We start from the raw sequence: 12,423 nt of genomic DNA on the forward strand, positions 1-12,423 counted from the left end.
CAGGGGACGTTGAGGATGGCAAAGGACGACAAGAAGAAAAGGGCCAAGTCCAAGGACAAGGCCGCCAAAAAGGCCAAACCGGCCAAAACCGCCGCAAAAGCCCCGCTCAAGGTCTCGCCCTTGGCGCCCGCCGCCTTTCCCGACCTGCCGATCATCGCCGGCTTGCGCTATGCGGCGGGCGAGGCGGGAGTGCGCTATGCCAACCGCACAGATGTGATGCTGGCCCATGTTGCGGCGGGTTCGGTGATGGCGGGTGTCTTCACTCGCTCGGCCACCCGCTCGGCGGCGGTGCTTGATTGTCAGGCCAAGCTGGCCGCCCTTGGCCCCGCGCCGAAAAAGGGTTTCGGCATCGTGGTGAACTCGGGCAATGCCAATACCTTTACCGGCCAACGTGGCGCCAGCGATGTGGCGCTGATCTCCGCGGCGGCCGCGACGGCGCTGAAGATCCCTGCAGGCCATGTCTTTACCTGCTCGACCGGGGTGATCGGTGAACCGCTGCCCGCCGCCAAGATCACCGATATTCTGCCCGTGCTGGTCGATGGGCTGGACGCGGGCAAGGCCGCGCTCGCCGCGCGCGCGATCATGACGACCGACACCTTCCCCAAGGGCGCGATGGCCGAGGCGGTGGTCGGCGGCAACACGATCAAGATCGCGGGCTTTGCCAAAGGTTCGGGCATGATCGCGCCCGATATGGCGACGATGCTGGGCTATGTCTTTACCGATGCGGTCATCGCCCAAGACACGTTACAAGCCATGCTGTCGGCGGCGACCAAGCAAAGTTTCAACGCGGTGACGGTCGATAGCGATACATCGACATCGGACGCGGTATTGGTGGCTGCGACGGGCAAGGCGGGCAATACGCCCATCACCAGCACGCGCGGCCGCGATGCACGCGCCTTCGCCACCGCCTTGGGTGCTGTGATGCGGGATCTGGCGTTGCAGATCGTGCGCGACGGCGAAGGGGCGACCAAGCTGGTCGAGGTGCGCGTAACGGGTGCAAGTTCGGCCCGTGACGCCGACCGTGTTGCGCGGTCCATTGCCAATTCGCCCTTGGTCAAGACCGCCATCGCGGGCCAAGATCCGAATTGGGGGCGCATCGTCATGGCGGTCGGCAAATCGGGCGCCAAGGCCGAGCGCGATTTGTTGACCATCCGTTTCGGCGAGCATCTGGTGGCCGAAAAAGGTTGGCGCGCCGAAAGCTATGTCGAGGAAACGGTCGCTGGATACATGAAGGGTCAGGAATTGCTGATCGCGGTCGATCTGGGCCTTGGGCGCGGCAAGGCCACGGTTTGGACCTGTGATTTGACGCATGCCTATATCGACATCAACGCGGATTACCGGTCTTGAAGGTCGATCCGGAGGGGCGCTGATGAAAACGATCTTGGTCTCGGCCGTCGCGTTGATCGACAGCGATGGCCGGGTGCTGCTTGCGCAGCGCCCCGAAGGTAAATCGATGGCAGGGCTGTGGGAGTTTCCCGGTGGAAAGGTCGAGCCGGGCGAAACGCCCGAGGCCGCCTTGGTGCGTGAATTGCAAGAGGAGTTGGGCATCGACACCTGGACCTCGTGCCTTGCGCCGCTGACATTCGCCAGCCACAGCTACCCTGATTTTCACCTGCTCATGCCGCTTTTCGCCTGTCGGAAGTGGAAGGGCATCCCGCAAGCCCGCGAGGGTCAACGCCTTGCATGGGTGCGCGCCAATGCGCTGCGCGATTATCCCATGCCGCCGGCCGATATTCCGCTGATCCCCATTCTGCGCGATTGGCTGTGATCAGCGTTGGTTGGTCGATAAACTTAAGATTGCCATAAGGCAAACCTAAGATGATGAATTTAAAAAGAAAATCCCTCTGCCTTCGGCTACCTTGCGCGCAGCTTGCTTTTTGTGGGGAAAACAGCCGTGCTTGTGACCATCGTTTTGGGAAGCAGTGTCTTTATCCAAGGCACATTGGAGCTGCGGCATGATAACGGCATGATCACGGTGCGCGTCGGCGACCGCTTGTTCACAGGCCATCCAGCAAATCCACTTCCCACCGTGTGAGGAACGTTATTCCAGCCAGCCTTTGAGGTTGTCTTCGACCACACCGGCCAGCGCATCGATATGGGCGGAATCATCATTGAGGCAGGGGATATAGGTGAATTCCTCACCGCCCGCATGCTCGAAGCTTTCCTTGATCTCTTCGTTGATCTCTTCGAGCGTTTCGATGCAATCGGCGCTGAAGGCGGGGGCCACCACCGCGATGCGCTTTTTGCCATGCTCGGCCAGCCGCGCCACCTCTTCCACCGTATAGGGTTTCAGCCATTCCTCGGGGCCGAAGCGACTTTGGAAGGTGGTCACGATCTCGGTCTTGTCCCAGCCCAGCCGCTCGCGCAGCAGGCGCGTGGTTTTCTGGCACTGGCAATGGTAGGGGTCGCCTTCCAGCAAGTAACGCTTGGGCACGCCGTGATAGCTGCACACCAGCACATCGGGGCGGTTTTCAAGACCGGCATAGGCGCGCTCGACCGATTGGGCCAGCGCCTCGATATAGGCGGGGCTTTCGTAATAAGGCTCGACCGTGCGTACGATCGGCTGCCACTTGATATTCTCGAGGCTGCGGAAGAACTGGTCGCAGGCCGTGGCCGAGGTGGCGCCGGCATATTGCGGGTAGAGCGGGAAAAACAGGATCTTGGTGCAGCCTTGTGCGATCAGCGCGTCGACCTTGGACTTGGTCGAGGGGTTGCCGTACCGCATGCAGAAATCGACAACGACTCGGTCGCCGTAACGGGCGGCCATCTTTTCGGCCATCAGCGCCGTCTGCGCCTTGGTGATGGTCATCAAGGGGCTTTCGTTCAGCTCTTCGTTCCAGATGGATTTGTAGTTGGCCCCCGAAGAGAACGGCCGCTTGGTCAGAATGATCAGCTGTAACAGCGGCTGCCAGATCCAAGGGGAGTAGTCGATCACGCGCCGATCCGAGAGGAACTCGTTCAGGTAGCGGCGCATCGGCCAATAGCTGTAGTGATCGGGCGTGCCGAGATTGGCAAGCAAGATGCCGACCTTGCCGAAACTCACCTTTGGGTGATCGGCGGGCGCATGGGGCAGGTCGTTGGCGGGCGCGGCGGCTTGCGTTTCGGACATCATGTTCATCTATGGGGCCTCAATCATCGGACGGGTGTAGGACCGGCCGGGCAGTTTCGTCAAACTCCGATGTACCAAGCGCGTCGGCAAGACGCGCCTTGGCCGCACCGGGGCGGAGGGGCTTTTGTTGGCTGTCATGTGGCGCCCAACCCGAGAGGAATACGATCTCGAAGCTGGCCCGGATGCGTTTTTCATCGCCTATGACGGAAAAACGGCTGGCATAGATCTGGGACAGGCGGGCGAAAAGGGCGCGGGGCGGGATGCGGCGGTGGCGATCGGCCAGCGCGTTGGTCTCGCCCATGGCGCGCAGATCGGCCAATAGGGCAAAGACATCTTGATAGGTCACCGTCTTGGGCAGGCGGTCAGCCACAGGCAGGGCAAGGCCCGCGCGCTGCAACAATGCGCCCATGTCGCGGATCTCGGCCATTGGTGCCACGCGAGGCGAAAGCCCGCCCATCACCTCGGTCTCGGCCTGCGCCAATGCGGTGCGAAGCTCGACCAGCGTTTCGCCGCCGAAAGCCGCCGAAAGGAATAGACCATCGGGGGCAAGCGCGCGGCGGCATTGCACGATCTGGCCAACCGGATCATCGGCCCAATGCAGCGCCATTGCATGGATCACCAGATCATGCGCGCCGGGCGTCAGATCAAGCACATCATCAGGCGCGACAAGCCGCGCGCCGGGAACAAGATCGGCCCAATATTCGGGAAACGGCGTCACCAGCGCAGGCTTTGTAAACCTTCTGTTAACGTCGATCAGTCTTTCCTGAAGCTCGGCCTTGGCCTCGTCATGCAGGAAGCCCGCAACATCCAGCCGCGCGCGCGCCCGCGACCGTGCAAGGCGGGCGGGGTCCACAAGGCGAGGCTGTGGGCTGTTCTGAGCCAAATCTGTCGGATCCTGTCGCGGTGTTCGCTGCTACTTAGGGGAATGGGATGAGATTGCAAACGTTGCTCCGTGCGGTCTTTCCGCCTGAATGCCTGTGTTGCGGCGCGCGGGTGGACAGTGACTTCGCGCTTTGCGGGTCGTGTTGGGGGCAAACGCCCTTCATCTTCGGGGCAGCCTGCGATTTGTGCGGCGTGGGGCTGCCCGGCCAGTCGATTGGGGGCGAGGCCCTGATCTGCGAGGATTGTCATGGTGTCGCACGGCCATGGGCGCGTGGACGCGCCGTGCTGCATTACGCCGATAACGGCCGCAAGCTCGTCTTGGGCTTGAAACATGCTGACCGGGCCGAAGTGGCCCGCGCCGCTGGCCCTTGGTTGGCGCGGGCAGGGGCCGATCTCTTGGCCGATGATCCCTTGATCGTGCCGGTCCCGCTGCATTGGCGGCGGCTAGCGATGCGGCGATTCAATCAAGCAGCGTTGCTTGCCAAGGCCTTGGCAAACGTTTCGGGGCGCGATTGGTTGGCCGATGGGTTGATCCGGCCGCACCACACCGCCACGCAAGATGGGCGTGACCGCGATGGGCGTTTCGCCAATCTCGACAGCGCGATCAGGGCCCATCCCCGTAATGGCGGGCAACTTTCCGGGCGCCGGGTGCTGTTGATCGACGATGTGATGACCTCGGGGGCGACTTTTTCGGCCGCGACGCAGGCCTGTTTCAGTGCCGGGGCCGCGGCCGTTGACGTGATCGCACTGGCGCGCGTGGCCCGTGATGGCTAGATCAAGGGAAAATCACGCCTTCTAAGGGGATGCGCGGATGCCGAATATCGAGATCTACACATCGCCGCTATGCGGCTATTGCCATGCAGCCAAGCGCCTTTTGAGTGCCAAGGGTGCCAGTTTCGTCGAATATGATGTCTCGCGCGACCCCAAGCTGCGCCAAGAAATGATGGGCCGCGCCAATGGCCGCCATACTGTGCCGCAAATTTTCATCGGGACGCGCCATATCGGCGGGTTCGACGATATGGCAGCCCTTGACCGCGCAGGGAAACTCGACCCGCTTTTGACCGAGAATTGAGGGACTTGCGACCCTTCGCCCCCTTGCCAGATCGGGGTGATGGGTGGCTAGATCGCGCCATGGCAAGCACGGAAGATCCCCTTTCCATCGCACTTTTCAGTGAGATGTTCATGGCCGACCAGCTGGCGCGGAACCGGCTGAGCCGTGCACTGCCCAAGGGGATGGAGTTGAGCCATTTCTCGGTGCTGAACCACCTTGCCGCGTCCAGTGAGGAAAAGACACCCGCACAGATCGCGCGGGTCTTTCATGTCACGCGCGGGGCGATGACCAACACGCTCAACCGGCTGGAATGGGCGGGGTATGTGCATATCCGGCCTGATTGGGATGATGCGCGTCGCAAGCTTGTGTCGATTAGCCCCGCAGGGCGGCGGGCGCGCGAAGCGGCCATCAGCGTCATCGCTCCGATCTTGTCGGAGGTCGTGCGCGAGATCGGCACCGAGCGCGTGCGCCAAGCCATTCCCGTGATCCGCGAGATGCGCCTGAGGCTGGAAGACGACGCCTAGCCCCGTTTCACCGATGCCGTGACGTAATTCACCGACAGGTCGCGCGTAGATATCGACCAGCCCCAGGTCAGCTTGTTGAACACGAATCCCTTGCGATCCACCGGGTCGAGGCCCGCCTGCCGGATCAGCGCGTAAAGCTCATCGGGGGTGATGAATTTCGCCCATTCATGGGTGCCCTTGGGCAGCCAGCGCATCACGTATTCCGCCCCCACGATCGCCATGAGAAAGCTTTTCGGATTGCGGTTGATGGTCGAGCAGATCATCAGCCTGTCGGGTTTCAAAAGCTGCTGACAAGCGGTCAGATAGGCCAGCGGGTCGGCCACATGTTCGACCACCTCCATGTTCAGCACGACATCGAATTGCTCGCCCGCATCGGCCAGCGCCTCGGCGGTGGTGTGGCGGTAATCGATGTTGAGCCCCGATTGTTGTGCGTGGATCTGGGCCACGGGAATATTGCGCGGTGCGGCATCCGCCCCCACCACATCGGCACCCAGCCGCGCCATCGGTTCGGACAAAAGCCCCCCGCCGCAGCCGATATCGAGGATGCGCAACCCTGCGAAAGGCAAAGCCGTTGTCAGATCGCGCCCGAATTCCGCCGCGATCTGGCGGGTGATGTAATCAAGCCGCGTGGGGTTGAGCATATGCAGCGGTTTGAACTTGCCGTTCGGATCCCACCATTCGGTGGCCATCGCCTCGAATTTGGCGATTTCGGCGTCATCGACGGTTTGGTTGACCTGTGGCATGGAATCTTCCCTCACATTCTGTCACTTTGATCGCGGCGGACCATCATTGTCGGTCTATATAGGAGTGGCATGGACAAGTTCTCCGGCCAAAAGCGCGCAGTCGCCCATCTTTACCCGCCGATCGATCCCTTCGATCAGCGCATGCTGGATGTGGGTGATGGGCATCACATTTATGTCGAGCAAGTCGGCAACCCCGATGGTGCGCCGGTCATTGTGCTGCATGGTGGGCCGGGTGGGGGCTGTAGCCCCGCGATGCGGCGCTATTTCGACCCAGAGCTGTGGCGCATCATCTTGTTCGATCAGCGAGGTTGTGGCCGATCGCGGCCCCATGCCAGCGTGCGCGCCAATACCACATGGCACCTCGTCGCCGATATCGAGCGTATCCGCCACACGCTGGGCATCGAACGCTGGGCGGTTTTCGGCGGAAGTTGGGGGGCCACGCTTGGCCTGATCTATGCGCAGGCGCACCCTGAACATGTCGCCTATCTGGCGCTGCGGGGTGTCTTCTTGTCGATGCAGCGCGAGCTGGATTGGTTCTATGGCGGCGGTGCCGGGCAATTCTGGCCGGACCAATGGGGCCGGTTCGTCGCCATGATCCCCGAAGAAGAGCGTGGCGATCTGATCGCGGCCTATAACCGGCGGCTGTTTTCCGGCGATCTGATGATCGAGACCCGCTATGCGCGCGCTTGGGCGGCATGGGAAAATGCGCTGGCCTCGATGGAAAGCGACGGTGGCGGTGGCGAGGGGCCGGCCGATTACGCCCGTGCCTTTGCGCGGCTTGAGAACCATTACTTCGTGAACAAGGGTTTTCTGGAGGTCGATGGCCAGATCTTGCGCGACCTGCACCGGATCGCGCAAATCCCCGGCACCATCGTGCAGGGCCGCTACGATATGATCTGCCCGCCGCTTTCGGCCTTTCGGCTGGTCAGCGGTTGGCCTTCGGGGCGGCTGCATATGATCAAGGCGGCGGGCCATGCCCTTTCAGAGCCGGGTATCAGCCAAGAGCTTGTCCGCGTGATGGGGCAGGTCGGGGAAAAGCGGGTGAAGTTCGGTTTGTGAGTAATCGCCCGTCGATCCCCGGGCTCAGCCGGTCGCGGATCAGCGCCACGGGATGCGATCTGAGCGTCAGGCGCATGGCGACGTAATCCTCGACTACGGCCTCGCCTTCGGTCATCGCGGGCAAGTGGGCCGAGGCTTCCACGATTCCTTCCCCATCCAGATCGCCCGAGAACAGCGGCAATTCCTTTTTCGGCACCAAGGCGCGGGCGGCCCAAAGCGCATCGCGGCGGCTGATGCCCATCGATGCGAAAGCATCCGCCTCGGCCAGAATGGTGAGCGTTCTTGCCGCCAGACCAGCACGCCGCCAGACATCCTCGAGCGTGGTATAGCCATTGCCGCGCGCGGCGATCAGCCAATCGGCCTCATCCTCGCGCATGGCCTTGATCTGGCGAAACCCAAGACGAAGCGCCAGATCGCCGCGCTCGGTGCGTTCCATCACATTGTCCCAATGCGAGCGGTTGATGCAGACTGGCCGCACCATGACCCCATGTTCGCGGGCATCGCGCACGATCTGGGCGGGTGCATAGAACCCCATCGGTTGGGAATTCAAAAGCGCGCAGGCAAAGATGCCGGGATGGTGGCGTTTCAGCCAGCTTGAGGCATAGACCAAAAGCGCGAAGCTGGCCGCATGGCTTTCGGGAAAGCCGTAGCTGCCGAACCCCTCGATCTGGGAAAAGCAGCGTTCGGCGAAACCATCATCATAGCCGTTGGCGCGCATGCCGCGCAGGAAGCGGGTGCGGAACTCGGCCACATGCCCATGCTTCTTGAAGGTGGCGAGCGCCCGGCGCAGCCCGTCGGCCTCCTCAGGGGTGAAGCCCGCGCCGGTGATGGCGATCTGCATCGCCTGTTCCTGGAACAGCGGCACGCCCAGCGTTTTGCCCAAGACGCGGCCCAGCGCGTCGGAGGGAAAGCTGACCGCCTCCTCGCCATTGCGCCGCCTTATGAACGGGTGGACCATGTCGCCCTGAATGGGGCCGGGGCGAATGATCGCCACTTGGATCACCAGATCGTAGAAACAGCGCGGGCGCATGCGCGGCAGGAAATTCATCTGTGCCCGGCTTTCGACCTGAAAGACGCCCAGCGTGTCGGATTTGCACAGCATATCATAGACTGCCGGGTCTTCGGGCGGCAGGGTCGCCAGCGTGTAATCGGCCTGATGATGCTGGCGCAGAAGGTCGAAAGCCTTTCTTATACAAGAAAGCATCCCAAGGGCGAGGATATCGACCTTGAGGATGCCAAGCGCGTCGATATCATCCTTGTCCCATGCGATGACGGTGCGGTCCTCCATGCTGGCATTCTCGATCGGCACCAGTTCGTCCAGCCGCCCTTCGGTAATGACGAAGCCGCCGACATGCTGGGACAGGTGCCTTGGAAAGCCGATGATTTCTTCGATCAGCGCCATGGTCTGCTGCAGGCGCGGGCTGTCGGGGTCGAGCCCGATTTCGCGCAGCCGGGAGAGTTCCGGCCCGGTCTTGGACCATGACCCCCAGATTTGCGAGGACAGCGCCGACAGCACATCCTCGGATAGGCCCATGGCGCGGCCCACCTCGCGCACGGCACGCTTGCCGCGATAGTGGATCACGGTGGCGCATAGCCCCGCGCGATGGCGGCCATAGCGGTCATAGATGTGCTGGATCACTTCCTCGCGGCGCTCATGTTCGAAATCGACATCGATATCGGGTGGTTCGCCCCGCGCCTCGGATACGAAGCGCTCGAAGACCATCGTGCCGATCTCGGGGGAAACGCTGGTCACCCCCAGCGCATAGCAGGTGATGGAATTGGCCGCCGACCCGCGCCCTTGGCACAAGATGCCGCGCGACCGGGCAAATTCCACGATGTCGTTCACGGTCAGAAAATAGGGCTCATACCCCAGCTTACCTATTAGGCGCAGCTCGTGTTCCAGTTGGGTTTGCGCGCGCTCGGGGATGCCTTGGGGATAGCGCCATGCCAGCCCCGCCTGCGCCAGCCGCCGCAAGCGGTCGGCGGCGGTTTCCCCATCCGCGATTTCCGAGGGGTATTCGTAGCGCAAGCTGGCGATGTCGAAGCGCAGGCTTTCGGCGATCTGGGCCGCGCGGTCCACCGCGTCGGGGTGGTCGCGAAAGATGCGCCGCATCTCGCCCTCGCCGCGCAGGCGTTGTTCGGCATTGGCAAGGGCATGGGTGCCCAGATCCTCGACCCGCACGCCTTGCCGGATACAGGTCAGGATATCGGTCAGCCGGCGGCGGCCCCCATGATGCATGATCGGCCGGGCCGAGGCGACGGGCCGCAGGTCAAGCGATTGCGCCAGCATACGCGCCGCGGTGAAACGGCCCTCATCTTGCCCGTCATAGGCGGGCGCCATTAACAGGTGCATCTGTGGCTTTCGCGCGGCGACAAGCCGCGCGGCCTCGCGCCGCCATTCAGCGCTTGGCTGATCAGGGGAATGTAGCAACAGCGCCAAACCATCGGCAAATTCCAGCACATCGTCAGCGGTCAGGTGGCAATCACCCTTTTTCGCGCGCCGCCGCCCCGCCGAGAGGATGCGGCACAGGTTTCCCCATCCCAGCCTGTCACGCGGCAGGGCGGTCAGGGTCAGCCCACCCGTCAGCACCAGACAAGCGGCGGGCATCAGGCGCGGCAGATGGTCGATGGGCGCGCGCGGGGGCGGGGGCAGATGGGCGGGCTTGGGCGGACCGATGGGATCGGCGCGGGCGGATTTGGCATCCGCGATTTCTTGCCCGATCTTTTTCAGCTCTGACCACGCGCGCACGATGCCCGAGACCGAGTTCACATCGGCAATCGCGATGGCCGAAAGCCCCAGAAGCGCCGCACGCCTTGCATATTCCTCGGGGTGCGAACCGCCGGTGAGGAAGGTGAAATTGGAGGTGATGGACAGTTCCGCGAATCCCATGGGGCGGAGTATATTCACCTTTTGTTCTCTTGTGGAGGGGCATGAACCACCCCGCTAGATCGGTGGGATCATATCGGCACGCAGGTCGTGAACTGGATCGCCGGGCGCGCAGGGTTCCCCCGAAATCGGGTAACGGGTGGGCGGCGTAGCGGCGCAACCCGACAGCCATATCAGAAAAAAACCAAGAATCACGGCGGCGATCAGCTTCACGACAGGCCCTTTCGGAGAGGGGGCCGCCATCGTTGGCCCATCCCCACATGGAAAAACAGCCTGCACAGTATGCTACGCGCGCACCCCGCGATCCTTGACGGCACGCAACGCTTTTGATGTGGCGATCAGAGCAACCCGAATTCGGCCAGAACCGCTTGGTAGATCGGGCGTTTGAAGGGCACGATCAGTTCCAGCAATTCCGCCCCGCGCATCCAGCGCCAGTCGGAGAATTCGACATCCTGATGCGTCAGGTCGATCACGCCATCGGGCGCGGTCAGCTCGAAACGCACCCATTTCTGCGCTTGCCCGCGATAGCGGCCCTTCCAGCGGGTCGGAACGACATCGATCGGCAGGTCGTAGTGGTGCCAATCGGCGGTCTCGGCCACCGGCCGCACCGCATCACGGCCTACCCCGGTTTCCTCCAGCAATTCGCGATAGGCGGCCTCCAGCGGGGTTTCACCATCATCAATGCCGCCCTGTGGCATCTGCCATGCGGGGGTGTCCATATCGGCGCGTTGGCCGGCAAAGACGCGGCCATCGGCATGGGTCAAGACCACGCCGACGCAGGGCCGATAGGGCAGGCGCGCGATGTCTTCGGGTGTCACCGGGTCAGTTGCCCCGCGGGCCAAGCGCGTTGAGGCCGGTCAGGATGTCGATGGCATAGGCCAGCTGGTAATCCTCGTTGCGCAGGCGGGCTGTCGCCTCGGCGATTGCCTGTTCCTCTTCGAGTTGGCGCAATTCATCCTCGGACAGGGTCGAATTCTCGATCGCCCCACGCAGGCTTGCCTCGTTGCGGCGGTTTTGGGCCTCTTCTTCATCCTCGGTGGTTTCCACGGCGGGGCGTTGTTCGACCAAGATATCGGGCGCAATGCCCAGCGCTTGGATCGAGCGGCCCGAGGGCGTGTAGTAAAGCGATGTCGTCAGACGCATCGCGCCATTGCCCGCAAGCGGCATGATCGACTGTACCGAGCCCTTGCCAAAGCTGTTGGTGCCGACGACCACGGCGCGGCGGTGATCTTGCAGCGCGCCCGCCACGATTTCCGATGCCGAGGCAGAGCCGCCGTTGATCAGCACCACCATCGGCAGTTCGGTGATCAGGTCGCCAGGTGTGGCGTTGTAGCGTTCACCATCTTCGGGGCGGCGGCCACGGGTCGAGACGATCTCGCCTTGATCGAGAAAGGCGTCCGAAACACGGATCGCCTGGCTCAGCAACCCGCCGGGGTTGTTGCGCAGGTCAAGCACCACACCGTTCAGATTCTCAAGGCCGCCGATATCAGTGATCAAGCCGCGCAGACCTTCTTCGAGATTGGGATAGGTCTGATCGTTGAAGGTCGAAACGCGCACGATTGCGGTATTGCCTTCAAGCCGCGCCCGCACTGCCGTCAGGCGGATGCGGTCGCGCACGATCGTAATATCAAAGGGCTGATCGCGGCCTTCGCGGACCACGGTGATGGTGATCTCCGAGCCGACCGGCCCGCGCATCATGTCGACGGCCTGTTCCAATGTCAGGCCGAGCAGCGCCTCACCATCGACATGGGTAATGAAATCGCCCGCCTCGACGCCGGCTTCCATTGCCGGGGTGTCATCCATGGGCGTGATAACGCGCACAAAGCCATCTTCTTGCGTCACCTCGATCCCGAGACCGCCGAACTCACCCCGTGTCTGGACCTGCATATCGCTGAAGTCATTGGGCGGCAGGTAGCTGGAATGCGGATCGAGCGAGGTAAGCATGCCATTGATCGCCGCTTCGATCAGCGCGGCCTCGTCGACATCCTCGACATAATTGGCGCGGATGCGTTCGAAGATATCGCCGAAAAGGTCGAGCTGCTCATAGACCGAGGCATTGGCACGGTCCTCTTGCGCGATCAGCGGCCCTGCGACCTGCGTGCTCAGCGCGACCCCGCCCGTGATGCCACATATGGCGGCGATGATCAGCTTATTCATTGCATCCATCC

At 62.6% G+C, this 12,423-nt stretch carries 12 protein-coding genes; 6 read left to right on the forward strand and 6 right to left on the reverse strand.

What is annotated here, in order from left to right:
• Positions 1-15: 15 nt before the first annotated feature.
• Entirely contained in the window at positions 16-1,347 is a 1,332-nt protein-coding gene (gene argJ, locus ACTG4J_RS00150) for a bifunctional glutamate N-acetyltransferase/amino-acid acetyltransferase ArgJ (protein ID WP_439136420.1), read from the forward strand.
• 22 nt (positions 1,348-1,369) lie between these two features.
• A complete protein-coding gene (gene mutT / locus ACTG4J_RS00155; RefSeq protein WP_439136422.1) occupies positions 1,370-1,768 on the forward strand; it encodes an 8-oxo-dGTP diphosphatase MutT in 399 nt (132 codons plus the stop codon).
• 273 nt (positions 1,769-2,041) lie between these two features.
• Here the strand turns inward: mutT and hemH are convergent, their stop codons facing one another.
• Entirely contained in the window at positions 2,042-3,118 is a 1,077-nt protein-coding gene (hemH, locus tag ACTG4J_RS00160) for a ferrochelatase (protein ID WP_439136424.1), read from the reverse strand.
• Positions 3,119-3,128: 10 nt separating this feature from the next.
• A complete protein-coding gene (locus ACTG4J_RS00165; RefSeq protein ID WP_439136426.1) occupies positions 3,129-3,992 on the reverse strand; it encodes an SAM-dependent methyltransferase in 864 nt (287 codons plus the stop codon).
• A gap of 47 nt (positions 3,993-4,039) precedes the next feature.
• Between ACTG4J_RS00165 and ACTG4J_RS00170 the strand changes: the two genes are divergently transcribed.
• The 3 genes from ACTG4J_RS00170 to ACTG4J_RS00180 are packed head-to-tail and all read left to right on the forward strand — an operon-like array spanning position 4,040 to position 5,566.
• Positions 4,040-4,765, forward strand: coding sequence for a double zinc ribbon domain-containing protein (locus ACTG4J_RS00170; protein ID WP_439136428.1), 726 nt, complete (start codon positions 4,040-4,042; stop codon positions 4,763-4,765).
• A gap of 37 nt (positions 4,766-4,802) precedes the next feature.
• The gene (grxC, locus tag ACTG4J_RS00175) at positions 4,803-5,063 is read left to right on the forward strand and encodes a glutaredoxin 3 (RefSeq protein ID WP_439136430.1); all 261 of its coding nucleotides are present in this window, start codon (positions 4,803-4,805) and stop codon (positions 5,061-5,063) included.
• Between the two features lie 59 nt (positions 5,064-5,122).
• The gene (locus ACTG4J_RS00180) at positions 5,123-5,566 is read left to right on the forward strand and encodes a MarR family winged helix-turn-helix transcriptional regulator (protein ID WP_439136432.1); all 444 of its coding nucleotides are present in this window, start codon (positions 5,123-5,125) and stop codon (positions 5,564-5,566) included.
• Here ACTG4J_RS00180 and ubiG read toward each other — a convergent pair.
• Positions 5,563-6,309, reverse strand: a complete 747-nt coding sequence (gene ubiG, locus ACTG4J_RS00185) for a bifunctional 2-polyprenyl-6-hydroxyphenol methylase/3-demethylubiquinol 3-O-methyltransferase UbiG (protein ID WP_439136434.1) — start codon at positions 6,307-6,309, stop codon at positions 5,563-5,565. The two genes, ACTG4J_RS00180 and ubiG, sit on opposite strands and share 4 nt — an antisense overlap.
• 69 nt (positions 6,310-6,378) lie before the next feature.
• Between ubiG and pip the strand changes: the two genes are divergently transcribed.
• Positions 6,379-7,368 carry a prolyl aminopeptidase gene (gene pip, locus ACTG4J_RS00190; RefSeq protein WP_439136436.1) on the forward strand — a complete coding sequence of 330 codons (990 nt, stop codon included), beginning with the start codon at positions 6,379-6,381 and terminating at the stop codon, positions 7,366-7,368.
• On the opposite strand, the gene ACTG4J_RS00195 is transcribed toward pip, so the two are convergent.
• The 3 genes from ACTG4J_RS00195 to ACTG4J_RS00205 form a co-directional block, all read right to left on the reverse strand.
• Complete coding sequence (locus ACTG4J_RS00195) at positions 7,304-10,258, reverse strand: error-prone DNA polymerase (protein ID WP_439136438.1); 2,955 nt, start codon at positions 10,256-10,258, stop codon at positions 7,304-7,306. The genes pip and ACTG4J_RS00195 overlap by 65 nt on opposite strands.
• A gap of 335 nt (positions 10,259-10,593) precedes the next feature.
• Positions 10,594-11,073: an RNA pyrophosphohydrolase gene (locus tag ACTG4J_RS00200; protein WP_439136440.1), complete on the reverse strand. Its 480-nt coding sequence runs from the start codon at positions 11,071-11,073 to the stop codon at positions 10,594-10,596.
• 4 nt (positions 11,074-11,077) lie between these two features.
• On the reverse strand, positions 11,078-12,412 hold the full coding sequence (locus tag ACTG4J_RS00205; protein ID WP_439136442.1) for a S41 family peptidase: 1,335 nt from the start codon (positions 12,410-12,412) through the stop codon (positions 11,078-11,080).
• Between the last annotated feature and the right edge of the window lie 11 nt (positions 12,413-12,423).

It is taken from the genome of Roseicyclus sp. (assembly GCF_965662675.1).
Classification (GTDB): Bacteria; Pseudomonadota; Alphaproteobacteria; order Rhodobacterales; family Rhodobacteraceae; genus Roseicyclus.